This window comes from Shewanella sp. SP1S1-7, assembly GCF_031932105.1.
In the GTDB taxonomy this organism is placed as follows: Bacteria; Pseudomonadota; Gammaproteobacteria; order Enterobacterales; family Shewanellaceae; genus Shewanella; species Shewanella baltica.
Genome location: NZ_JAUOEU010000033.1, coordinates 14578 through 39858, shown reverse-complemented (window position 1 = coordinate 39858; position 25281 = coordinate 14578). Strand labels below are relative to the sequence as shown.

At 44.9% G+C, this 25281-nt stretch carries 20 protein-coding genes and 1 pseudogene; 10 read left to right on the top strand and 11 right to left on the bottom strand.

The features are described from left to right. Positions 1 to 54 precede the first annotated feature (54 nt). On the top strand, positions 55 to 672 hold the full coding sequence (locus Q4Q49_RS19305) for a hypothetical protein (RefSeq protein ID WP_311900400.1): 618 nt from the start codon (positions 55 to 57) through the stop codon (positions 670 to 672). 263 nt (positions 673 to 935) lie between these two features. On the opposite strand, the gene Q4Q49_RS19300 is transcribed toward Q4Q49_RS19305, so the two are convergent. The 4 genes from Q4Q49_RS19300 to dauA all read right to left on the bottom strand — a co-directional run bounded on the left by Q4Q49_RS19300 (position 936) and on the right by dauA (position 5981). Further along, a complete protein-coding gene (locus Q4Q49_RS19300; RefSeq protein ID WP_312000183.1) occupies positions 936 to 2189 on the bottom strand; it encodes a sensor domain-containing diguanylate cyclase in 1254 nt (417 codons plus the stop codon). 163 nt (positions 2190 to 2352) lie between these two features. Next, positions 2353 to 3456, bottom strand: coding sequence for a 5-(carboxyamino)imidazole ribonucleotide synthase (purK, locus tag Q4Q49_RS19295; protein WP_126491349.1), 1104 nt, complete (start codon positions 3454 to 3456; stop codon positions 2353 to 2355). Further along, positions 3456 to 3947, bottom strand: a complete 492-nt coding sequence (gene purE, locus Q4Q49_RS19290; RefSeq protein WP_312000182.1) for a 5-(carboxyamino)imidazole ribonucleotide mutase — start codon at positions 3945 to 3947, stop codon at positions 3456 to 3458. Before purE ends, purK begins: the two co-directional genes overlap by 1 nt. A 270-nt stretch (positions 3948 to 4217) precedes the next feature. Further along, positions 4218 to 5981 carry a C4-dicarboxylic acid transporter DauA gene (gene dauA, locus Q4Q49_RS19285; protein WP_312000181.1) on the bottom strand — a complete coding sequence of 588 codons (1764 nt, stop codon included), beginning with the start codon at positions 5979 to 5981 and terminating at the stop codon, positions 4218 to 4220. Positions 5982 to 6212: 231 nt separating this feature from the next. Here dauA and Q4Q49_RS19280 point away from each other — a divergent pair. The 4 genes and pseudogenes from Q4Q49_RS19280 (at position 6213) to Q4Q49_RS19265 (ending at position 10241) form a co-directional block, all read left to right on the top strand. Beyond that, a pseudogene (locus Q4Q49_RS19280) lies at positions 6213 to 8107 on the top strand (vWA domain-containing protein). 45 nt (positions 8108 to 8152) lie between these two features. Next, entirely contained in the window at positions 8153 to 8758 is a 606-nt protein-coding gene (locus Q4Q49_RS19275; protein WP_312000180.1) for a sigma-70 family RNA polymerase sigma factor, read from the top strand. Further along, complete coding sequence (locus tag Q4Q49_RS19270) at positions 8751 to 9473, top strand: hypothetical protein (RefSeq protein WP_312000179.1); 723 nt, start codon at positions 8751 to 8753, stop codon at positions 9471 to 9473. Before Q4Q49_RS19275 ends, Q4Q49_RS19270 begins: the two co-directional genes overlap by 8 nt. A gap of 231 nt (positions 9474 to 9704) precedes the next feature. Continuing rightward, a complete protein-coding gene (locus Q4Q49_RS19265) occupies positions 9705 to 10241 on the top strand; it encodes a hemerythrin domain-containing protein (protein ID WP_106649732.1) in 537 nt (178 codons plus the stop codon). Positions 10242 to 10451: 210 nt separating this feature from the next. Here Q4Q49_RS19265 and Q4Q49_RS19260 read toward each other — a convergent pair whose 3' ends face one another. From Q4Q49_RS19260 to Q4Q49_RS19240, 5 genes are all read right to left on the bottom strand, one after another. Then, positions 10452 to 10637, bottom strand: coding sequence for a DUF3545 family protein (locus Q4Q49_RS19260; protein WP_006080618.1), 186 nt, complete (start codon positions 10635 to 10637; stop codon positions 10452 to 10454). 216 nt (positions 10638 to 10853) lie between these two features. After that, on the bottom strand, positions 10854 to 12491 hold the full coding sequence (pgi, locus tag Q4Q49_RS19255) for a glucose-6-phosphate isomerase (RefSeq protein WP_312000178.1): 1638 nt from the start codon (positions 12489 to 12491) through the stop codon (positions 10854 to 10856). 19 nt (positions 12492 to 12510) lie between these two features. Beyond that, positions 12511 to 13467, bottom strand: coding sequence for a transaldolase (tal, locus tag Q4Q49_RS19250; protein WP_106649734.1), 957 nt, complete (start codon positions 13465 to 13467; stop codon positions 12511 to 12513). Positions 13468 to 13717: 250 nt separating this feature from the next. Then, a complete protein-coding gene (locus tag Q4Q49_RS19245; protein WP_220592251.1) occupies positions 13718 to 14821 on the bottom strand; it encodes an OmpA family protein in 1104 nt (367 codons plus the stop codon). Between the two features lie 239 nt (positions 14822 to 15060). After that, a complete protein-coding gene (locus Q4Q49_RS19240; RefSeq protein ID WP_312000177.1) occupies positions 15061 to 17427 on the bottom strand; it encodes a phosphoketolase family protein in 2367 nt (788 codons plus the stop codon). A 433-nt stretch (positions 17428 to 17860) separates the two neighbouring features. Between Q4Q49_RS19240 and Q4Q49_RS19235 the strand changes: the two genes are divergently transcribed. After that, positions 17861 to 19303, top strand: coding sequence for an alanine/glycine:cation symporter family protein (locus Q4Q49_RS19235; RefSeq protein ID WP_312000176.1), 1443 nt, complete (start codon positions 17861 to 17863; stop codon positions 19301 to 19303). Between the two features lie 129 nt (positions 19304 to 19432). Then, positions 19433 to 20206, top strand: a complete 774-nt coding sequence (gene yaaA, locus Q4Q49_RS19230) for a peroxide stress protein YaaA (RefSeq protein WP_312000175.1) — start codon at positions 19433 to 19435, stop codon at positions 20204 to 20206. Positions 20207 to 20278: 72 nt separating this feature from the next. On the opposite strand, the gene Q4Q49_RS19225 is transcribed toward yaaA, so the two are convergent. Further along, positions 20279 to 21685, bottom strand: coding sequence for a M28 family metallopeptidase (locus tag Q4Q49_RS19225; RefSeq protein WP_312000174.1), 1407 nt, complete (start codon positions 21683 to 21685; stop codon positions 20279 to 20281). A gap of 136 nt (positions 21686 to 21821) precedes the next feature. On the opposite strand from Q4Q49_RS19225, the gene Q4Q49_RS19220 reads away from it, so the two are divergent. Next, positions 21822 to 22118 carry a metalloregulator ArsR/SmtB family transcription factor gene (locus Q4Q49_RS19220; RefSeq protein ID WP_006084975.1) on the top strand — a complete coding sequence of 99 codons (297 nt, stop codon included), beginning with the start codon at positions 21822 to 21824 and terminating at the stop codon, positions 22116 to 22118. A 63-nt stretch (positions 22119 to 22181) separates the two neighbouring features. Here Q4Q49_RS19220 and rpsT read toward each other — a convergent pair whose 3' ends face one another. Next, entirely contained in the window at positions 22182 to 22448 is a 267-nt protein-coding gene (gene rpsT / locus Q4Q49_RS19215; RefSeq protein WP_006080633.1) for a 30S ribosomal protein S20, read from the bottom strand. 252 nt (positions 22449 to 22700) lie between these two features. On the opposite strand from rpsT, the gene murJ reads away from it, so the two are divergent. Together murJ and ribF are read left to right on the top strand one after the other, a co-directional pair. Further along, on the top strand, positions 22701 to 24260 hold the full coding sequence (murJ, locus tag Q4Q49_RS19210; protein WP_312000173.1) for a murein biosynthesis integral membrane protein MurJ: 1560 nt from the start codon (positions 22701 to 22703) through the stop codon (positions 24258 to 24260). A gap of 65 nt (positions 24261 to 24325) precedes the next feature. Continuing rightward, a complete protein-coding gene (ribF, locus tag Q4Q49_RS19205; RefSeq protein WP_106649739.1) occupies positions 24326 to 25261 on the top strand; it encodes a bifunctional riboflavin kinase/FAD synthetase in 936 nt (311 codons plus the stop codon). Positions 25262 to 25281: the final 20 nt, after the last annotated feature.

Below are 25281 nucleotides of genomic sequence, written 5' to 3'. Positions count from 1 at the left end.
GACTGAGTCTATGACATCATGGAGCCAGCTAACTCTCCAAAGAATATGATATTAATGAATAAACCCTTCATCCTCTTACTCTGCGCAAGTCTCGGCATCTTGTCAGGGTGCGCGACGTCTCCGCCTAAGTCACCAGAAAATTTGTGTGAGATATTTCAAGAACACCGAGATTGGTACGATGCCGCTAAAGACGCCCGTGACAAATGGGGCGTGCCAGTGCATGTGCCGTTGGCGATGATGTATCAAGAGAGTTCATTCAAGCACAATGCCGCGCCACCGATGGAATACTTTCTAGGATTTATCCCTATTGGCCGTGCCAGCGATGCCTATGGTTACGCACAGGCTAAGACCATGACGTGGGATGATTATGTGCGTGAGACGGGCAACAGTTGGTCGAGCCGCAGTGATTTCGATGATGCGATGGATTTTATGGGCTGGTTTATCAGCAAAACCCATAAAATTAATGGTGTGTCTAAATGGGATGCGCGGGCTCAGTATCTTAATTATCACGAAGGTTGGGGCGGGTATCGCCGTGGCAGTTACAAGTCTAAGGCGTGGTTAGTCAAAGTAGCGAACAAAGTGGATGCGCGATCTAAACGTTACGCGGCGCAATATAAAACCTGCCAAAAAGATTTGGATTCATCTTGGCTGTGGCGCTTATTCTTTGGTTAGGGTTAGGGTTAGGGTTAGGGTTAGGGTTAGGGTTTGGCTAGAGCTTAGTTTGATCCCATTGTCAGCCATTTGAATGAGCGTCTATGGCTGATTTTAGGTGTTTAACTCAGATATTTGATTGAGAGAGTTAATCGAGATAATCAGTTGAGATAGTCAACTCAAATCTTCAAGCCTGATATTCAAGCCTGATATTCAACTTCAATACTTACTGACTTTTGATATTGGCCTGTTAATAGCGGCTGTAGTAACTGATTTCAACGAGCTTATTGTGCTTTTACCGCGAAAGTTTCTAATGCTTTAATGGCTTTCTTCTTCGCGCGCTTTTGCTCATACATGGCATGATCTGCAGTCTTAAAGGATTGATACCAATCAGTTTCAAACGGAGCAATCCCAAAACTAAAAGCTAGGCTAAGCTCTGAACCTTGATTCAAGGTTTTGCGCATATTATCTAAGTCCTCCTCGATTTGGGTTAGCGGCCCATGGCATAAAGCGACAAACTCATCGCCACCAAAACGGGAAATAATACCTTTATTTTGCCAATAGGTCAGTATGGCTGTGGCCGTGCGCTTAATGGCAACATCGCCTGTCTGGTGTCCATAGGCATCATTAATGGCCTTGAGATTATCCATATCGATAATAATCAAAAAGCTGCCAAGGTGAGGTTTGTGCTGCCAGTGGTGCAGTTCATCTTCAAAATTCTTTCGATTATAAAGCCCTGTGAGGGGATCGAAATTCGCAAATTTAGTGATCTGCTGTGACTTCTGATAGAGCGCAATAGCATTACTGGCTTCGTGGGTCAGGATAGAGACAAGGTTGCGGTCGTAATCGCTAAAGGCACCAAGGCTACTGCTGTCGAGGTTGAGCATGCCATAGAGCTTGCCATCGATACGGATAGGGCTAGACAGGGTTGAGCGTATCGGCTGCTTCGACACTGTGAGTAACACTCTTTGATCATCTTCCGTTAAAGTGCTGGCTGCATTGATATTTTTCATATCATTGATGACCACGACCTGATCGCATCTCCCCTTAGTGAGCCGATATTCAAAGGTTTGCTCTAAGGTAAAATCCAGTTGTCTGAGTTTTGCTAAATCGAGCCCCACCACAGATTCGAAATGCAGTTTGTTATTAGCCTCGTTGACTTTAATGATGCTGCCCATTTCGGCACCATTAATCACGTATACGGCTTTGTTGAGTAAGGCGTCGAGAAAGGCATGCTCATTTTTATAATGGCTTGAGAGGTGCGCGAGCTCGTAAATGGCATCATTGATGGTGACGACTTGCTCTAAATGCTCCCACAGTCGAGTTAAACGACCTTGATGCAAATAGTAAATCAGGCTGTAGGCAAAAATGTAAATGATGCAAACAAACAGTAATGGCAGGATAGTCCAACCTTCTGTGGGTGCATTAAAGATAAATAGCAGGACGAATAGACATATCGGCACAATGAGCAATAGCAGATGATAGCGATAATCTAAGCGATCTATGGTCTTACGTTTGAAATTATCCCTTAATTTCACTCGAGTATTCCTTTATCCGTGTCATTGCTAGCCACAATTGAATGCTATACATCACTAACGTATCCACACTGAGTTCTGTTAAGTATATAACGAAAATTGAAATATAAACTGATATGAAACTGCGAACAATTTCATATCAGTGATTTTGGTACTAAATACTGAATTAACGCGAATTTTCTGCGTATTCGGCCAATATCCAGGCTAAAGGGGCTTGGTATTGGATGGGCATCCACGTTTGCAGTGCGGCTATGCTCTGGTTGAGCACAGTTTGATTGGGCACTGATAGGTTCAAATGGCCCACTTTACGACCAGGGCGCACTTCTTTGTTGTACCAGTACAGCTCAGCATTAGGCAAACTTAACCAGCGTGGATCATTATCGATACCGATAAGATTGACCATAACACACTGAAAATTCACTTGTGGCTGTGGGATCGCAATTCCGCAAAGTGCACGCAAATGCAGCTGGAATTGATCCATATGGGTTCCGGCTTGAGTCCAATGGCCTGAGTTGTGCACTCGCGGTGCCAGTTCATTCACCAATAACTCATCGCCAACACGGAAGCATTCCATCGCCATCACGCCAACGTATTCAAGCTCATGCATAATGGCGCTGAGCATAGCTTCGGCTTGGGCTTGCAAAGGGCTTAAGCGTGTCAGTGGCGAAATCGACGCCATTAAAATGCCATCTTGATGTAAGTTCAGCGTCAGCGGATAAAACACGCATTCGCCTTCGCGAGTACGTACGCCAACTAATGATACTTCTTCATCAAAATTAATCGCTTGCTCAGCAATTGCAAGGTTACGCCAATCGTTTGGAATATCACCCGCTTCGGCTTGTTTAAGCCAATGTTGACCTTTACCGTCATAACCACCGGTACGGCGTTTCATCAAGACTCTTGGGCCATAGTGCTGATACAGGGTATCGACTTGGGTGTTATCGTCAACTAATGTCCAAGGCGCTGTGGGAACACTGAGCTGGTCGAGTAGACTTTTTTGGCTAAAACGGTCGGCTAAACGGCTAAATACCGGACCATTAACAAAATGGGGGTGTGAGCTGAGTTGTAAACTCAGGGCGGACTCTGGCCACTGTTCGCGCTCGGCGGTAATAATGTCGTGGGGCGCGAGTGGCAGAATGTCATCCGTAGGCGTCATGATATCGACGGCGTTAACTTCAATCGCTAATGGCTCACCAGCGTGGGTCAACATGGCGCCCAGCTGACCATTACCTAATACCCACACCTTAGGTTTAGTGTTTGTCTGGGTCATTAGACTTCCCTCGGGTCTGGATTGTTCAGTACCGCACGGGTCTGTTCTTCTCTGAAAGCGTCAACACGAGCCGCTAATTCTGCATCGTTATTCGCAAGGATTTGGCAGGCCAATAATCCCGCATTGAATGCGCCCGCTGTGCCTATGGCTAAGGTGCCAACGGCGATGCCTTTTGGCATTTGAACGATAGACAATAAGCTATCCATACCTGACAGGGCTTTACTTTGGACTGGGACACCTAATACGGGTAAGCGAGTTTTAGAGGCAATCATACCGGGTAAGTGCGCTGCACCACCGGCGCCACCTATGATGATTTTAAAACCACGATCGGCGGCAGAGGCTGCAAACTCCATGAGTTTATCTGGCGTTCTATGGGCGGAAACCACTTCAACATGATAAGGCACTTGCAGTTTATCCATTATCTCAGCGGCGGCTTCCATCGTGGGCCAATCACTTTTAGAACCCATAACAACAGCAACAAGGGCTTGCATGATAACTCCTTAACTCACTAATTTTAATTATATTTTGACCTTGTTTCAGGTCTAGGTACAGTTGATGCTTGTCTAGCCGTCACCGGTAGCAAGCATCATGGCGCTGAATAATACCATGATCCTCGTCATTTCTGCCCGTTTTTGCGAGCGAAAAAACGTCTTTTGCGGCGATGAATAGGTGAGGTGATGGAGCAATAAAAAAGACCAACACTGAGGTTAGCCTTTGGCGTTAGTTTGCAGTCATAAGCCGCTGATATTGGGTTGCAAGGTTTACAGTATTTGCTTATCCGTAGTGATTTCTGTTTGCTGAGTGATGACTGGCGCTTCTGTCATTGCCTCACGTAGGGTCGAGTAAAACTTCAATACACCTTCAATTGGCTGGATCTTCGCTCTTGCCAGCGTTCGGATGGGCTGGAACTGCAGATCGGCGATAATGAGCTTAGTCTTATTCGCTTTGCATTTTTCAATCAGCTTCGTCAGTGCGGCTAATCCTCCCGCATCCAGAATAGATACTCCATCGAGATAAAGCACTATCACTTGTTTATCTTCAGTGAGACTCGCGATTTCGGAGAAAATGCGGTCAGCAGCAGCGAAGAATAGCGGCCCGTTAATTTTAAGGACAGCCCAATCGGCAGGTAGCTCTTGATCCACATAACGCTTGTTGGTGCTGATATCGTAAAGCTTTGTCATCTCGGCAATTTCTTTCATAAACAGTAAGGCAGCAAGGATAATTCCTACACTGATGGCTATCACCATGTCGAAAATAACCGTTAATGAAAAACAACTGACAAAAACCATGATATCGCTGGTGGGCGCAGTTTTAATTAAATGCAGCGCTTTGTGGGCTTCACTCATGTTCCAAGCCACAACAAGTAGCAGGGCTGCCATGGCTGACATGGGCAAATAAGCTAATACGCCCGCTAAGGCGACTAAACCAATTAAGACTACTATGGCGTGGAGCATAGCCGCTATCGGGCTCTGAGCTCCCGCTTTGACGTTTGCCGCGCTACGGGCAATTGCCGCTGTCGCTGGAATGCCGCCAAAAAACGGCGTGATGATATTACCTATGCCTTGGCCGAGTAACTCACTGTTAGCACTATGGCGTTTGCCTGTCATGCCATCGAGCACCACAGCACAAAGTAGCGATTCAATCGCCCCTAACATGGCAATGGCAAAGGCGGCAGGTAACAAGGCTTGAAAGGTCGCGAGATTAAATTGAAATGCTTGACCATTGGCGCCAGCTTGCAGCCATGGCCACTCGAAACTTGGCAATACCGCTGGGATCCCCATGCCTGTGGTGCCATCACTTAGTTGATAGTGAAAACGGGTTCCTATGGTTTCTATATCAGCGCCCATGGCATTGAGCACCAAAGCGAGGATAGTGCCGAATATGATTGCCGGAAGGTGCGCTGGCACAGGTGTTCTGAGTTTAGGCCAAAGCAGCATAGTCGCTAGGGTGGCGCTTGCAACCAGTAAGCTAGGTAAATGGACCGAAGGTAGCGCTTGGGCTAATGCCATTAGCTTGGCCAGATATTGCTCCGGCATATGGGCAATCTCGAGCCCGAAAAAGTCCTTTAGCTGCAAGGTGGCAATCACTACGCCAATCCCTGCGGTAAAACCTAAGGTAACGGATTCGGGAATATACAGAATCAACCGACCTAGGCGCAGCGTCGCCATGCCGACGAGTATCATTCCCGACATCACAGTCGCGATTAATAATCCTGCTAAACCAAACTGTTGGGCTATGGGGTAGAGCAATACCACAAATGCCGCTGTCGGGCCGGACACGCTGTAACGTGAGCCGCCAGACATGGCGATAATAAAGCCACCGACAATAGCGGTATACAAGCCGTATTGAGGCGCAACACCACTGGCTATGGCTAATGCCATCGCTAATGGAATTGCAATAATACCCACAGTGAGACCGGCAAGAAGATCTTGCCCAAAACGTTTAAACGAATACTTATCTTTCACGCAAGCTTCTGTGAGTGCGTGGGCGATCCTTAGGGAAAATAAATGAGCTGAGTGTGACACGAGAGGGTCCCATAGCGAGGCTAGCAACAAGCTTCTATTTTAGTGGCCAGATTGAATGTGCAGTGTGATCTTGCCAGCAAAAGCGATTGAAAATACTTTGTTTTGTATAAATAGTGTGCTTGAGGCGGTTTGATTCTCATTTAAGTATGTTTTGCAAAATATCGAGATGTTTTAACCCTTTTGCTAATGCGCGCCGTTTACAGCTTTAGGTCAACATCAAAGGTATTCAACATGAAAACACACTATTCCCCAAAAACCGTTTCAGTTTCCGATCCAACTCTCTACCAGCAACGGGGAAACGGTATCCCATCGGCGACCAATATGGCAGCTCTATTACTGGTCGCAGTGAGTTTAACGGCCTGTGGCGGTAAAGGCGCCGAGGTTGAACATCGACAAGCCAAGCAGCAAGCAGAACAGCAAGCTGAGCAACGTCATCAAGAAGCGTCGCAGCGCCAAGCTGAAATGCGTGATGCTGCTAAGGTTGAGATGGCGAGAATTGCGGCGCCGATGCAAATGTCTAGCAATGGGGCAGTGATGGGAATGAGCATAGCGCCAATGCCGCGTGATTATGTCGCGATTCCGTTAGCGCAAAATAAATTCGAGCAGCAAGTGCAAAATGGCATCATGGTGGCAGGGGAGATCCCGGTATCGACGTTTTCCATCGATGTCGATACTGGCAGTTATGCCACTTTAAGGCGGATGCTGAGGGAAGGGCGCTTACCCGAGAAAGGCACTGTCAGAGTTGAGGAAATGCTCAATTATTTTGCCTACGATTATCCCTTACCCGCTAAAAACGCGGCGCCGTTTAGCGTGACGACAGAGCTTGCTCCCTCACCCTATAACGATGACATGATGCTGCTGCGGATTGGCCTTAAAGGTTATGACTTACCTAAATCTCAGTTAGGCGCCAGCAACTTAGTCTTTTTGCTCGACGTGTCAGGCTCTATGGCGTCAGCGGATAAATTGCCTTTACTGCAAACGGCGTTAAAGCTGCTAACAGCGCAATTAAGTGCGCAGGATAAAGTGTCTATTGTGGTTTATGCTGGGGCTGCTGGTGTGGTGCTCGATGGCGCGTCGGGGAACGACACTCATACCTTGACCTATGCGTTAGAGCAATTAAGTGCCGGTGGTTCAACCAATGGTGGGCAAGGGATCACGCAAGCCTATCAATTGGCCAAAAAGCATTTTATCCCTAATGGCATAAATCGAGTCATCCTTGCGACCGATGGCGATTTCAATGTTGGCGTGACAGATTTTGATGATTTGATTGCCTTGATTGAAAAGGAAAAAAATCATGGCATTGGCCTAACGACCTTAGGGTTTGGTTTGGGCAATTACAACGATCAACTGATGGAGCAATTGGCGGACAAGGGCAATGGCAACTATGTCTATATTGATACGCTGAATGAAGCGCGAAAAGTGCTGGTGGACGAGTTGAGTTCGACCTTATTTACTATCGCCAAAGATGTGAAAGTGCAGGTGGAGTTTAATCCGGCCTTAGTCTCGGAATACCGTTTGATTGGTTACGAGAATCGCGCCTTAGCACGGGAGGATTTTAATAACGATAAGGTGGATGCGGGCGAGATTGGCGCGGGTCATACCGTTACAGCCTTGTATGAATTAAGGTACGTTGAAGCCGGGAATAGGATGAATGATAAACTCAGATATGGCGTTGATGCTCAAACGGGGAAAGAGAAATACAGCCGTGAAGAAATTGCCTTCCTTAAACTGAGATACAAGTTGCCTGAGCAAACGCAGAGCCAGTTACTGAGTTATCCCATCAGGCTAGATCAAAGCGTTAAACAGCTCGAGCAAGCAAGTGATGATTTTAGATTTGCCGCCGCGGTTGCAGGGTTAGGGCAATTACTGAATGGCAGTCACTATCTACATCAATTTGATTATACTAAGTTAAGCTTACTCGCACGTTCAGCATTAGGGGATGATCCCTTTGGTTATCGCCATGAGTTTGTGCAGTTAATGGAAACCGCAGCGGCGATAGAGCAATCTAATCAGCTGCCAATTAACAAAACATTCGAGGGCTCGGATAAACCTTTCCTCCCCAAGATAAACTCCATGGCGAGCCAATGAGAGATAAGAGCAATCCGCGTAATGAGAGATTACAATAGTAAAAGTGAATACAGGGGGTTAACCCAAATGACGAGGAATTTCCCGTGGCATTAGCAATACCGCAATTACCAACCCATGAGCACTCAGATGAGCAATTGATGTTGTGCTATGCCAAGGGCGATTCAAAAGCATTTGAGCAGTTATACCTGAAGCACAAAGGCGCGCTTTATCGCTACTTTGTGCGCCAGTTAGGTGATAAGCAGTTAGCTGAGGATTTATATCAAGAAACATGGGGACGGGTGATCCGCGCAGCGGCTAACTACGAGGCCAGTGCTAAGTTTACTACTTGGCTATATCGTATCGCCCATAACTTATTGATTGATCATGTGCGAGCGGTAAAACCCGTCGATTTAGTCGCCACCGATGAGGATGAAACTGGACCCGATACTTTTGTGGCGAGTGAGCAAGATAAACCCGACGTGCAGTGGCAAGAAGCGCAAAAGAGTTTATTGCTAAAGACCTGTATCGCACTGTTGCCCCAAGTCCAGAAAGAGGCATTTATCCTGAACATTGAAATGGGTTTTACGGCTGCCATTATTAGCGACATTGCGGGCGTAACTTTAGAAGCGACTAAGAGCCGTATTCGCTACGCTTACCAAAGTCTAAAGGATTGCGTCAGCGCGAAATGGCAGGAGACGGGTCATGAGTAATTTATCTTCAAGTGCTGATGAGCGCGCATTACAACAAGAAGTGTTGGCTTGGTATCGTCAACAGGCCTTAGAAGTTCCACCGCAGCAACTCGACCAAGATATCTTGCACCTAGCGCAAACTCACTTAGCTGAAATGCCTCAAAGTAAAATAACCGCTGTTGAGTCTCCAACTTCTGTTTGGCGACGCCATCCTTGGGCGTTATCGAGTGCGGCATCTTTGGTGCTTGTTGTGGGTTTATTGGTCCTTAATCGGCCGAAAATCGAAGATGTTATGGCTCCAACTCCAATGGCGATGAGTGCTCCGGCGCCACAAGCCATGACAAGGATGGCCGATACGCAAGCGCTGCAATCTTCAAATATGCAAGCAGAAGCTGTAGCTAAGCATGAAATACAGACTCAAATGCAGCAAGCGAAGGCTGCAGCGGGTGCTGAGCGACAACATGATGCAAGCAGCCCTGCTATCGCTGCAAGGTCTATGAATGCTCCGAGCAATGCTGAATCTTCAGGCTCCGATAAAGTGCCACTTGGAGAGTCTTTGCATCTGTTAAACGCTCTCATCGAAGCGAAGGAGACTGAGCAAGCATTAATGCTTGAGCAACAATTGCTTACGGATTATCCGCAACTCGCCGTTGAGACGGTAGATAAAGCGTTGCTAAGCGAACCACAGCTGGAATTTAAAAAGCTTCAACAGCAGCTGCATCAGCTTGCTAAGTAAGTTTGTTGTGGTTTTAGCAATAAAAGCGTACTGAGCAATCCTAATGTGGTGAGAAAACCACTAAATGCCCCTGAGATTGGGATAGACGTATGCGTGCGTGCGGTCTGTTTACAGTTTGGTATGTGATTTACTTGATCAACGTCATAAAGTTAACAGGATTTAGCCTGTTATATTGGTGTTAGTCCACGACTTGACTAGTATCAATAGTCAGAACTATATCCAGGAGGCATTATGCTTAAGAGACTCATGCATGATCATAAACATATGGCGGTATTGCTAAATGTTTTAAAAAACAAGCAGATGAAACTGTCCGAAGGTGAGTCAATCAATTTCATCGTGGTGCGGGATATCGTTGAATATATGCAAGGATATGCTGAGCGTTGCCATCATCCGGTTGAAGATATTATTTATGCCTACTATCTAGCGCATAAAGCCAATGACAATATCGATAAATTGAGTGCTGAACACGAGTTAGTGATCCAAGCCTCGGCGGCTTTGATGACGACGTTGAATTTGATCCTCAGTGATATTGTGGTTGCCCGTGAGAAACTGATTGTTGATTTTGCAGATTATGTCGCATTACAAGAGCGGCATATGCAAATGGAGGAGCGGGAAATATTCCCGTTATTGGCCAAAACCTTGACTGAACAAGATTGGCAACTGATTGAGTCTGAGTGTCAGAAATCCTTGATTGATGATCCTTTGTTCTTAGATCGCGAGCAGAAAGAATTTGAGGATTTGCGGGCTTATCTAACAACAGCTGACTAGCATTGATTCACTCATAGGGCCCACCTTGTGGGCTTGAACCTAGGATTCAATACTACAGAGCGATGTTTTTTTTGCGTTAGCTTCTGTTACTCGCGAATCGTTATTCCCTCTTATTTCCCACCAGATCCGATAGTACAAATAAAAAAGCGCCGAATGGCGCTTTTCTTGTTCATGTTTGAGGCTAATGGTTTAGCTCATCTCAACATGTGATTACAACTGGATGGCATCAATGTCGTAGTTAAAGTTATTATCGATTTCTTGGAGTTCTTTGAGCAAACGATGCTTATCTTTTAATGCTTCGATCTCACGCCATTTACGCTTTTTATTGGAGCCTCGCGAACGATCGGGTCTTTCAACGACTTCATCTAGCGCACAACCATAATCTAAACGATCCATGGTAACCTCCTGTTGTTGTATGTTTTGTCAGCGATTAAATAACATATTTTTAAAACAGGGTGCAAGAATTATGTTTCAATTGTGTTAAGTTGAAATGAACTTTGAGTGATATGTCGTTGATCTTTACTGTGGCTTGAGAGCGGCGAGGAATTGAAAAGTTGAATAGAAATAATAGGATAAAATAAAAAAGCCAGCGATTGCTGGCTTTTTGTTCGATTAGATTTTGCCTTGTCGATAAAGGTTAATCAATGCGTTACTTGAGGCATCTAAGGCATCACAATTTTGCGTCGCACCGATGCGTGCTAACACATCGTTACCCAGATCCTTACCGAGCTCTACACCCCATTGATCGAAGGAGTTGATGTCCCAAATTGCACCTTGAACAAAGGTTCTGTGCTCATACAGGGCAATTAAAGCACCTAAGGTGCTCGGCGTGAGCTTATCCATGAGTAAGGTGTTGCTTGGCTTGTTACCTGGCATCACTTTATGTTTTGCAATCAGCTGCTTTTCAGTCGCAGAAAATGCACTATTAGCGAGTTCGGCTAAGGCTTCATCAAAAGTGCGACCTTGCATTAAGGCTTGAGTCTGGCCAAAGCAGTTTGATGCTAGCTGATCATGGTGCTCTCCGATAGGATTATGACTTTGCAGTGGCATAATAAAATCGGCAGGGATCAGGGCAGTACCTTGGTGCAACAGCTGGTGATAGGCATGTTGGCCATTAGTGCCTTCGCCACCCCAAATTACTGGACCAGTACTGTAGTCAACATCTGTCCCGTTTAAGGTGACAGACTTACCATTACTTTCCATGTCGAGCTGTTGGAAGTAAGCCGGTAGACCACGTAGATAATGATCATATGTCAGTACAACATGGGACTGAGCATTGAAGAAATTACCATACCATAGGGATAATAAGCCCATGATCACTGGCATGTTTTCTGTCAGTGGTGCATTGGCGAAGTGCTCATCCATTTGGTGGGCACCTGAGAGCAAGGCTCTGAAATTATCCATGCCAATCAAGAGTGCTATCGGTAAACCAATCGCTGACCAGAGTGAGTAACGACCGCCTACCCAATCCCACATAGGGAAAATGTTGTCTGCATCAATCCCAAAATCCGTCGCTTTAGCGACGTTTGAGGTTACTGCGACAAAGTGTTTTGCCACATCTGACTGCAAACCGCCTTTTGCTAAGAACCATTCTCTGGCAGTGAGGGTATTGGTTAAGGTTTCCTGTGTCCCGAAAGATTTGGACGACATGATGAATAAGGTCGTTTCAGGATCCAGTAACTTCAGCTTCTCACTGATAGAAGTACCGTCGACGTTTGCTACAAAGTGGCACGTTAACTCTGGGTTCCAATATGGGCGTAGCGCCTGAGAGACGATCTTTGGACCAAGGAAAGATCCACCGATACCGATACTGACGATATCGGTTATCGCTTTACCTGTGTAACCTTTCCATTGACCCGACGTCACTGAGCTCACAAACCCTTGCATTTTATTCAGAGTTTGTTGAACTTCAGGAACTATGTCTTGTCCCTCGGCAATAATCGATTGTTCCGCAGTGCTACGCAGCGCAGTGTGCAAAACGGCGCGCTTCTCTGTGGTGTTAATGATCTCACCCGCAAACATTGCTTTGATTTTTGCTTCAAGTTGACTATTGTTTGCCAACGCAAATAACAGATCAAGCGTTTCCGTCGTTGCTCTGTTTTTAGAGTAATCCAGTAATAAACCACAGGCAGTTAGCGACATTTTATTGAAACGTGCCGCGTCAGTGGCAAACAATTCCCGCATATGCGGTACATTTTTACTGTGTGCTGATAAAGCTTGCCATGTTGAGCTTTGGGTCAAGTGTGTCATCTCGCCGTCTCCAGAGTGCTTAGTTTGCTAGCTTAGCCGTGAGCATCACTTCGAGTTTGCCCTGGTCGATAGCAAAGTTTCGAATGCCTTCTGCAAGCTTATCAACTGCCATAGGATCTTGGTTAAAGTCCCAACGGAATTGCGCTTCTGTTAATGGAGCTTCGGCTGCGACAGTGCTGGTTGCCGGAACCAGTTTAGGAGTAATGTCGACTTGCGAATTAGCCAGTTCTTCTAACAGAGAAGGGCCAATCGTGAGACGATCGCAGCCTGCTAGTTCGATGATTTCACCGATATTACGGAAACTTGCGCCCATAACGACAGTATTAAAACCATGCTGTTTGTAATAATTATAGATTTCGGTAACAGAAATGACTCCTGGGTCATTTACGGCATCGTAGTCTTTACCTGTATCTTTTTTGTACCAATCAAGGATGCGGCCTACAAAAGGCGAAATTAGATAAGCACCAGCCTCGGCGCAAGCACGTGCTTGGGCAAAGCTAAATAGCAGAGTTAAGTTGCAGTTGATGCCTTCTTTCTCTAGCTCTTTAGCGGCACAAATGCCTTCCCATGTTGAAGCAAGTTTGATCAGAATACGTGATTTATCAACGCCCGCTTCTTTGTAGAGGCGAACCAGCTTATGGGCTTTCGCAATTGATTGTTCTTTATCGAATGATAAACGGGCATCAACTTCAGTTGAGATACGCCCAGGAACGAGTTTCAGTATTTCCACACCGATATTAACGGCGAGCTTATCGCTGGCATCATCAAGTTGCTGCGCGAGATCGGCACTTTGTGATTTTGCCCAATCGATAGCGTTATCTATGAGGGATTCGTATTCAGGAATTTGAGCCGCTTTCAAGATGAGTGATGGATTGGTTGTCGCATCTTCAGGTTGGTAGCGTTTAATCGCTTCGATGTCGCCAGTGTCAGCGACGATAGTGGTATATAACTTGAGTTGCTCTAATGTATTGGCCATGAAAAACATCCTTCTCAGGTAGCAGTCTTAACTCGGAATTCACTGATGACTATTAGAAGCGATTTTGCCAACTTTTCCAACCTTGAATGTAAAAAAATTACAAAAATGACAATTTTATGTCTATTTAGGTTTGGCTTGAGATACAGGCTCTCATCTTGGCTGTGGTAGAGGGTATCGCTTTTCCTAGTGTATACCCCATAAAAACAAAAAGTCGCTGCAAGCAGCGACTTTTTTACGTCAATAAGTAATATTACTTAAGAACAGGTTGTTTAGCTGTAGTTGTCACAACGGCTTCGATGCGACGGTTAGCAGCATGGGCTTCTTTCGAGTCACCAGCAACCAGTGGCTGAGTCACACCGTAACCGTTAGAAGTTACGCGGCTTTGGCTGATACCATATTTCTCAACAAGAATTTTGGCAACGGCGTCAGCACGTTTGTCAGATAGCACCATGTTGTACTCTGGTTTACCTACGTTTGAGGCATGGCCAGCGATTTCAACAGTGAACTCTGGGTTCTTGTTCAGGTAGTTAGCTAGTCTTTCGATATCTTTGTAGAAAACAGGCTTAACTACTGCTGAATCGTTAGCAAACTGGATTGAACCCACGTCTTCTTTATTTTTTACGTTTTCGTAAATGGTACAGCCAACAGAGTCAACTTTATGTGTTGCTGGTGTGGCTGGACATTGGTCTTTGTCGTCATAGACGCCATCGTTGTCTGAGTCAACAGGTGCTGCTGCGATAACCGCTGCTGCAACAGGTGCTGCAACTGCTGGAGAACCGAAGCGGTAGCTTAATTCTAAGCCCCAGTAGTTGCTATCAGCTTCAATAGTATTGAAATCAGTATCATCTAAGTTTTCATAACGACGGTATTTAGCTTGTAACTTCAAATTATCAGTGAAGTTGTAACCCACACCAGCACCAATGTATGGAGCAAAATCGTTTGAGCTGTATTTGTTAGTACCGTTCTGAGTATTCTCAAGTGAATAATACATAGCACCCGCTTCAGCTGATAAGCTCCAACGGTTAGCCAAAGGCCAAATACCTACTAAACCTAAAGTTCCACCTTTCACGCCAGCATCATTGCTGAAACCTGCTGCAGTCCAATCAGCATTACCCAAATCGCGGAAGCCGATTTCAGCGCCGAAGTAATCATTGAACATATAGCCTGCGAATACATCCCATGCATATGGGTCATCTTGACCATTCTGGGTCGCGATATGTTCATAGTTGTTAACGCCTAAACCTGCGCCAACATACCAAGGAGTGAGTTCTTGAGCCGCTGATACAGTGAAAGGTAATAGCGAGGCAAGCAGTACAAATTTTAATTTATGATTCATCATGTTCTCCAATTCCATTATTTATGATTCTCCACCAATATGTCTTGCTTTATGTGTGCAAAACATTGCTAGCACTTAATGTGGGGATCCTTTGGTATTGTAGCCAGCGGTTAATTATCACTTGGTTTGTTAAGTTTTACCAGTGTTAAGAGTTTCCTTTTTATAGTCGCTCGTGCTGTAAGCTGTTTTTTAAACATAAAAAAGGCACTCCGAGGAATGCCTTTAAAATGAACTGTTTTGTTAATTTTGTGTGAGAATTAACGTGTCCATATCCAATTCTCAATTTCTATTGGGTCGATGCCATTCGCTTTAATGTAGTTGCGGTGATCAACTAGTCTTTGTAGCATGTCTGTGGTGATTGAAACGTGCATAGTTTCATCAATAACGCCCTGTTGGAACAGTTTGTAAGCCATATCAATCACTAGGTGATAACGTGATGTGCCGTTACGAACGCCCATATCGAATGGAGTGGTTGTTGAACCTTCTTCTTCATAGCCTTTAATTCTGAAGCGACGGCTGCCTTTGTAATCAAATATTAACTTTTTAATCGTATTTGGGTAACCATGGTAGTTGAATACCACGCCTTTATCTTGGGTAAATATTTCGTCCATTAACCAAGGTTTTTCTTTAAATTTGCGGCTTCCTAAGCCATCACTGCTTAATTCGGTGACGCTAACGAAGCGAATTTTGACTCTTGGAAGGAGTTCTCTGATCAATACTAATGAAGCCATACACTCTTGAGTGACGTAATCACCACAACCTGCAAGTACGATATCTGGATTCTCATCAGAGGCAAAATCCCACACCATCACGCCATCTTTTGCTTGTTTACGCGCTTCTTCCAAGCTTAACCATTGTGGTAACTCTTTCTTACCCGCAACGAGAATATTGAGTTTGTCGCGGTCAGCATAAGCGCGTTCGGTATAAACTAAGGTGCTGTTAGCATCTGCTGGTAAATAAGCAGAGATAATTTTAGGATGCTTCTCTAGCATAGCGCCAAGGAAAGACGGGTTTTGATGCGAGTAGCCATTATGGTCTTGGCGTTCTAGCAACGAAGATAAAACGACGTTACATGCAGGCAGTGGCTTCCGGAAGTGTACGCCTTGGCTCGCGTAGACGTATTTACAGTATTGGTCTGCCATCGATGAGATCACTTGTGAGAATGATTCATAGGTTGGGAACATGCCGTGGCGGCCTGTGACTGTGTAGCCGTGCAACATACCAAAGAGCAAGTTTTCAGAAAGGAGCTCAATCACTCGTCCTTCACGGGACATGTCTTCATCCCAGCTCTCAATTGGCCATTGCCATGCACGATCGGTTTCTTCAAATACGGCTTGTAACTGATTTGAATAGGTTTCATCAGGGCTAAAAATACGTAGATTACGTTGATCACGGTTCAACTTGAATGCATCACGCATCCATTCGCCCATTTTCAGCATTGAATAACCACGGTGACCACGTGGTACTTCTGGGCCATAGCTGAGTTTTTCGAGATCGGGATTCGCTAACGCTCTAACGACTTCCCCGCCGTAACTCAAATGTTGACGACCACAGGCAAGTTGCTTAGGTGGAATTAATGAGCAAATGTCTGCATCAAAAATAAGCTCACCTTTATCATTCATTTGGTAAAGTTCTTGGAAGTTGTAACTGGCAAGCCAATTGTTTAGTGCATCTAGATGGCCTTTATCTGTGGCACATTTATTGACGATCACTTGGTGTGATTCGCAGTTACCTTCGAGTTTCTTACCTTTATACTCACTGACACCTGTCCAACCTTTGGCGGTACGCATTAAAATCACTGGCCATTTAGGCTTAACCACATCTTCGCCACTACGGGCACGACGTTGGATATCATTGATCATGGCGTAAGCGGTATCCATGGCATTTGTCATTTGCACATAGATATCTTCTTCTAATTCGTTATCAACGATAATAGGGAAGTAGCCAAGACCACGGAATTCAAGATCCAGTTCTTCATGGCTCATGCGTCCCATGCGGGTTGGGCCTGAAATTTTATAGCCATTGATATGCACAATCGGCAATACTGCACCGCTAGTCGCAGGAGATACTAAGCGGTTTGCATACCAAGATGCGGCTAATGGCCCAGTTTCTGCTTCACCGTCACCAATTAAGACGGTGGCGATCAGATCTGGATTATCGAGAACAGCGCCCCAGCCTACTGAAAGTGAGTAGCCGAGTTCGCCACCTTCAAGAATTTGTCCTGGAGCTTCTGGGTTTGCATGTGAAGGGTAGCCGTAAGCTGCGGAAAACTTCTTACAAATATCTTCGATACCCGTTTCATTGTAGGGGATTGTTTCAGGATAGAAATGGCTTAACGAACCCTCTATGAATAAGTTAGCTTGTACTGCAGGGAAACCATGACCTGGACCAACTAAATAGATGAATGAGCGATTGTGTTTAACAATCAATCTATTAATGTTGGCGTAAACAAAGTTAATGCCGGGGCAGGTACCCCAGTGGCCAAGTAAACGTGGTTTGATATCAGTATGGGCAAGTGGACGTTTATGTAAGACGTTTTGTTTGAGATAAATCTGCGAGGTCGCAAGAAAGTTAGTCGCTCTGACATATTTTTTCAGTGCATTGATTTCATGTATTTGTGTCATATAAAGCCTCACTAAAACAAACAAGAGATGATTGAAGTTTCTATGCGACTACTATATTTGTAATTTTATTACAAAAATGTGCCCTGCATCCAAATTTTAAAAGTTGTTTTTACTGTTAAAAATAATGTGCTAACTGTGCACTTTTGTTAATCAAGCTTTAACAGTGACTTAGCTTATGTTGTGAGACGTGATTTTGATGGTGTTTAACTGCGCAAACGCGAGCTTGATCACATGAGCAATTTCGAATACTGTGCTATTTTGCTGCGTTGAATTCGGTAGCCGTGATGTTGTAAATTCACGGAAGGATAATTTGAAAAAATAAATCTACCGAAATTCTTACCTTTAACTTGGAAGGATTCATTCACCACAGATGTTGTACCTCTAATTGCCATTCAATTTGAGGAGCATTTGCTACGGGAAGAAGTAAAATAATATGTTAGAAACCATAGTTAATTTTTTGAATGCGCTACTTTGGGGTAAGTTGTTAGTATACGGGCTAGTAGGAGCTGGTCTTTATTTTACCATTAGACTTGCCTTTATCCAGTTAACCCACTTTAAACATTCCATCAAAGTCATGACCATGAGTCGCCAAGGTTGCGATAGCGGTCTTTCATCATTTCAAGTCTTTTGTACCAGTATGGCGGCCCGTGTTGGTGCCGGTAATATGGCCGGTGTTGCAGTCGCTATTGGTGCTGCAGGTCCTGGTGCGGTATTTTGGATGTGGCTTATCGCTATTTTAGGTATGGCTACCGCTATGGTTGAATCAACCTTAGCGCAGGTTTACAAAGTGCGAGATCATAACGGTCAGTTCCGCGGCGGTCCTTCTTACTACATGGAAAAAGGCTTGGGTCAGCGCTGGATGGGCATTTTATTTGCTGTATTCCTGATCATTGCTTTTGGTCTGGTATTTAACGCGGTGCAAGCAAATACGATTACTGGAGCCATGGAGCGAGTTTTTGGGTTTAATCCAACTTATGTCGGGATTGGACTCGTGATTGCCAGTGGATTTGTGATTGTCGGTGGTCTGCGTAAAGTTGCCCGAGTCTCTGAGTTTATTGTTCCTATCATGGCATTAGCCTATATTCTCGTTGCCTTTATCATCGTTATTTTCAACCTTGATCAACTACCTGCGATTATTAGCTTAATTGTGAAAAGTGCTTTTGGTTGGCAAGAGGCAGCTGCTGGTGGTGTCGCTTATACTGTCGCGCAAGCTATGCAAGCGGGTATTGCACGCGGACTCTTTTCGAACGAAGCGGGTATGGGGAGCGCGGCGAATGTCGCGGCCAGTGCGTCGCCTAATCCGAACCATCCAGCATCCCAAGGTTTTGTACAGATGATGGGGGTATTTGCGGATACTATCGTTATCTGTACTGCAACGGCTGCAATAATCCTACTATCAGGAGATATTGGCTCGAGTGACGATGGCATACGATTAACTATTAATGCTATGTCTACTCATGTTGGTGACTGGGGTGGGGCGTTTATTGCGGTAGCGATTTTCTTATTCTGCTTTACATCAATCATAGCCAATTACTCTTACGCTGAAACAAACGTGATGTTTTTAATGGGTAACAGTACTAAATTACTGCCTTTGTTCCGTTTGTGTGTATTGGGCATGGTAATGTTTGGTGCCGTGGCGAAGATAAGTCTGGTGTGGAACTTAGCCGACGTTTCTATGGGATTAATGGCGACAGTGAACATTATCGCCCTCTTACTGTTGTCAGGTTTGGCCATTCGCGTCATCAATGATTATCGCGAACAGGTTAAAGCGGGTAAGACGCCAGAGTTTGACCGCAGTAAGTTTCCTGAATTAATGGATCAACTTGATGATGATATTTGGCAAGATGCCAGTCTCAAGCCAGTTAAAAAGCCTTAGTTAACCCAAATTATCGACGACAAGTATTACTGATTGTCGTAATCGAAAAGACCACGCCGTTAAAGCGTGGTTTTTTTATGTTCGTTCAGTATCATAGACATGTCTTTTTGTTTCTGTTGGGAGTTTTTGATGTTGATATTGGTTTCGCCGGCGAAGACCTTAGATTTTGAACAGCCGCCACTGACGCAGGTGTATTCACAGCCTGATTTCTTAACTCATAGTCAGGAGTTGATCCAAGTTTGTCGGCAATTAACTCCTTCAGATATCGCGACTTTGATGAAGGTGAGCGATAAAATTGCGGGTTTAAATGCGGCGCGTTTCGGAGAGTGGCAGCCAGACTTTAGTTTAGATAATGCTAAACAGGCCATTTTTGCCTTTAGAGGGGATGTGTACACTGGTTTTGATGCTGACACCTTATCTGAGGATGAAATCGCCCAGACTCAGTCGCAGCTGCGTATTCTATCGGGTCTTTATGGTTTGCTCAGGCCGCTTGATTTAATCATGCCTTACCGTTTAGAAATGGGAACGGCACTTTCAAATCCAAAAGGTAAAAATCTATATGAATTTTGGGGTGATACCTTAACGCAAGCGGTAAATGAAGCGCTTGCGGAAAGTGGTAGCGATATAATTGTCAATCTTGCTTCTAATGAGTATTTCAAAGCGATAAAGCCTAAAAAACTGCAAGGGCAATTAATTTCACCCGTGTTTAAAGATGGTAAAAATGGTCAATATAAAGTGATCAGTTTTTTTGCTAAGCGTGCAAGGGGCATGATGGCGAGATATATCATCACCAATAAAGTGAATACCCTAGCTGAGTTAAAGGCATTTAATCTCGCGGGTTATTATTATAGTGAAGAGCAAAGTTCACCGACACATCCAACATTTTTACGTGCAGAGCAATAGCGCAATATCGAGAAGATGTTAATTGATAGAGAGAACAGCTTATGTTGTTCTCTCTATTATTTTGTCGATTATCTATTTTTCAGACTGAATGACTAAAGGTGTTAATGTCGCGGTTGAATTTGCCATGATATAAGCAAATTGTGCGTAGGCGGCGACGTTTTGAGCCAATGCGGCGGGGTCAATCTTATCTAAGGTATCATTCGGTGTGTGATGGTAATCGAAGTAATCGTGACCATCTTGCCTTAATGATGCAACAGGTACGCCTAGGGCCGGAAACATAGAGACATCAGGCCCGCCAGAAGCTTGGTTGTTGCCAAGTGCAACAGCATTGAATGACATAGGGCTAAGTGCATGCTGTACCTCAGTCCATGCGCTCTCATTGACCTTAGTATCGATTTGATAGATTCGGCCCGCGCCAAAATCAGACTCTGCAGCAATGTAGTGCAATGGTAATTCGGCTTTATGCGCTTCGGCATAGGCTTTACCGCCCACAAGCCCAATTTCTTCAGCGGCATATAGCACCACTCTGACGGTACGAGCGGGTTTTACCGGAAGATCTTGAATATGCTTAGCTGCAGCTGTCACAATCGCGACACCCGCCCCATCATCAATTGCACCCGTACCTTCATCCCAAGAATCTAAATGAGCGCCAATCAATACTATTTCATTGGGCTTGCTGCTGCCTGTCACTTCGGCAATGACATTGTAAGACGTATTAAAGCCTGCATTCTTTGGTGACATCTGCAATTCAAGTAGAGCATCAGGATTGCGTTTTAGTAATGCATCGACCAAATCTGCATCGGGGTTTGACATGGCAGCAGCGGGGATCTTTGGCACGTCATCTTGATAGCGCATAACACCTGTATGGGCCATGCGGTCATGATCTGTGCCAATAGAGCGGATCACGATCGCAACTGCGCCTTTTTGCGCTGCTGCGACGGCACCTTTTGAGCGGCCGCCAACGCTTTTGCCATAACCTTCACCAGTAATGTGGCGTTCAGTTTTTTGGTCAATAAACGCAATCTTACCTTGCACGTCTTCAGGCTTGGCTTGTTGTAGTGCCTCTAGGCTATCAAAACGTGCGATTTTAGCCTGTAAACCACCTGCTGGTGTCGCAACGCTGCCGCCAAGCGCAGTAATGACCAGCGGCTGCTCGACTGGGAAGGTTATTTTGGCTTTGGCTTCACCGCGCTCCCAAATGGGCACTTGTACTGGTTCTTTATAAACGCGGTCAAATCCAAGGCTTGTCAGTTTCTCCATCGCCCAGTTAACGGCGATGATATCTTTTGGGCTACCAGCAAGTCTTGGGCCCACTTCAACCGTGAGCGATTCGACTATGTCATAGCCTAATTGTGAAGCTAATGCCGTCTGTTGTAATTTTATGGCTTCACTTGTCGTGGCGGTTTCTACTTGAGTTTGGCACGCACTTAAACTCCCAATTAAAAGACTAGAGAGAAGTGCAGTTTGATAGGGCTTCATTAGATTTCCTTTATTTTTATTAAGCATGTCCCATTTTTAAAAACAATCTAGCAAAAAGTGTGCTTTATGTCCCGACTATATCCGTAAGGCAACGCTATATTAGCGCAGGGGTTAGTTTTAGGAGAGAAAGTGCGTAATGAATATTGAATTAATGCAGGAGCGAGCCGATCATGCGGTAGTGCTATTAAAGGCACTTGCGAACGAACGCCGTTTATTTATTCTTTGTTATTTATTGAATGAAGGAGAAATGTGCGTTGGCGAAATGAATAAAAAATTAGGCTTAAGTCAATCGGCACTATCACAACATCTTGCTTGGTTACGCAAAGATAATTTAGTAACCACACGCAAAGAAGCGCAAACGGTATTTTATTCGCTCAAGAGTGATGAAGTTCGGGAGATGATCCACTTATTGAACAACATTTATTGTCATTAATAGTGTTTTTCAGATATAAAAAAACCGGCAATTGCCGGTTTTTTTCATTTGCTATTTTATAGATTAAGCAGCGATTGCTTTGATCTTAGCGTTCAAACGTGCCTTTTGACGAGCGGCTTTATTCTTGTGAATAAGACCTTTAGTCGCCATACGGTCAACGATTGGTTGTGCAACAGCAAAAGCTTCTGCTGCTGTTTTGTGATCGCCTGCTTTAATTGCAGCGATTACTTTTTTAACGTATGTACGTAACATTGAGCGACGGCTGGCGTTATGCTGACGACGCTTTTCAGATTGAAGCGCGCGCTTCTTTGCAGACTTGCTATTAGCCAAGGTGCAACTCCTAAAAACTGGATTTGATACTTTTAAAGGCCGAGGAATATGCCTGCATTTAGTCACTTTGTCAATGACTATGATTGAATATTCATCATAAAGATAAATTAATCCAACCTGCCTTGGCTATCTTCGACCCAACTCGTGTAATATGTGGCGCAATTCTAGCAGCTATTACCGCAGTGTGACAGAGCCTGAATCGATTTTTTGAGATGTATCACCTAATCAATTCGATATGGGTCTGGGGGACGTTTGAGTAGAAAATTATTAAAATCTGGTCTGATTGTTAGTGCTATGACATTGATATCCCGTGTGTTAGGTCTTGTTCGGGACGTCGTTGTTGCTAACTTGATGGGGGCTGGGACAAGTGCCGATGTGTTTTTCTTCGCCAATAAAATTCCTAACTTTTTACGTCGTTTGTTTGCTGAAGGGGCTTTTGCACAAGCCTTTGTGCCTGTTTTAACTGAGTACCAAGAAAAACACACCGCGGAAGAAACCCGTGACCTGCTGAGTAAGGTCGCAGGCACATTAGGTTTATTGGTGACGATTGTGACGCTTGTGGGCGTGGTAGCTTCGCCCGTGTTATCAGCCTTATTCGGCGGTGGTTGGTTTATCGCTTGGCTCAACAATGAGCCAGATGGCGCTAAATTTGAACTCGCTACCGTAGTGCTTAAGATTACTTTCCCTTACCTGTGGTTTATTACCTTTACCGCACTGGCTGGATCGATTTTAAACACCCGAGGCCGATTTGCGGTTTCGGCGTTTACCCCTGTATTCCTCAATGTGGCGATTATTACCGCGGCCATATTTTATGCGCCAACATCGACTCAACCCGAAATAACCCTTGCTTGGGGCGTTTTTTGTGGTGGATTAATCCAGTTTTTATTTCAAATCCCTTTTTTGCTGCGTGAAAAAGCACTCGTTAAACCTTCTTGGGGCTGGCACCACCCAGGCGTGGTGAAAATCAGAACCTTGATGATCCCGGCGCTATTTGGCGTGTCGGTTTCGCAGATTAACCTGTTATTTGATACCTTTATCGCCAGTTTTTTGATGACGGGCTCGATAAGCTGGCTCTACTATGCCGACCGTTTATTGGAGTTTCCCCTAGGATTGTTTGGGATCGCGATTGGTACTGTGATTTTGCCTGCGCTGTCACGAAACCATGTGAATGCTGAAGGTGCGGGCTTTGGCTTGACGATGGATTGGGGAGTTAAAGCGATTTTACTGCTAGGTCTACCAGCCATGATGGGGTTGATCGTGCTCGCCAAGCCTATGCTGATGGTGTTATTTATGCGCGGCGCTTTTTCGATGCATGATGTTGAAATGGCTTCTTATAGTTTGATGGCTTACGGTAGCGGTTTACTCAGTTTTATGTTGATTAAAGTTCTCGCACCAGGTTATTACTCCCGCCAAGATACCAAAACCCCTGTGCGTTATGGCATTATCGCCATGATCACCAATATGGGATTTAACTTATTGTTTGCTATTCCTTTTGGATATGTTGGTCTAGCAATTGCGACTTCAATGTCAGCATTGCTCAACGCCACTTTGCTTTATCGAGGATTGCATTTAGCCGGCGTTTATCGCATTTCTAGGCCGACTATGGTGTTTTTTGCTAAAGCCGTGGTCTCTACCGCCTTGATGGTGGTAGTCTTGTATTACTTTTTACCTTCGCAACAAATTTGGTTAGATTGGCATTTGTTCGAGCGTGCAAAAGCCTTGATAGGCTTGATTTTAGCGGGGGCAGTCAGTTACTTGTTGGGACTGCTTTTGCTCGGAATTCGTCCTTGGTCAATTAAACGGGGAGTTTGATTGCTGATTCTCATCGCTAGCTGTTATATAATCAGCCGATTTGCGCTTGGCAGTTGTCTAAAGTTATGGAATTAATCCGCGGTATACATAACATTTTGTCATCCCACCACGGGTGTGTATTGACTATAGGTAATTTTGACGGCGTCCATCGTGGTCATGCACAAGTGATTGCGAACTTAGTGCAGAAGGCAAAGCAGTTATCGCTGCCATCTACGTTGATGACGTTTGAACCTCAGCCGCAGGAATTATTTAGCGGCGACAATGCGCCAGCTCGTTTAAGTTTATTACGTGATAAAGTCATGTTGCTCGATGAACTTGGGGTTGAACGGTTAGTGTGTGTTAACTTTAATCGCACTTTTGCCAATCAACCTGCTGAGCATTTTATTGAAGAATTGTTGGTCCGCAAACTCGGTGTTAAATACCTAGTGGTCGGCGATGATTTTTGTTTTGGTCAGGGTCGTAAAGGCAATTTTGAGATGCTTGTGCAGGCAGGTATCCAATATGGCTTTACTGTGGTCAGCACCCAAAGTTTTATGCTGGGCTCGCAAAGAGTGAGCTCAACCGCCGTGCGTGAACAATTGGCTAAGGGTAATCTTGAGCAAGCAAGACGCTTGCTCGGTCATCCTTTTACCTTGAGTGGTCGTGTCGCGCATGGGCAAAAAATTGGCCGCACCATTGGTTTTCCCACAGCCAATATCGCCTTAAAGCGCAATGTTGTACCGGTACGCGGTGTGTTTGCGGTCAAGTGTTATTGGGATAACAGCGATATTTATGAGGGCGTAGCCAATATTGGGTTTCGTCCGACAGTGAACGGTCAAGTGTGTCAGCTTGAGGTGCATCTTTTTGATTTTGAAGGTGACATTTACGGCAAACATGTTGAGGTCGAGTTGGTGGCTAAACTCCGTGATGAGCAACCTTTTGACTCATTGGATGCGCTTAAGCAACAGATTTTAAATGATGCAAATGAAGCCAAAGCTTTATTTGGTAATGATGCAGGCTGAAATTTATCAGTTTAATTAAC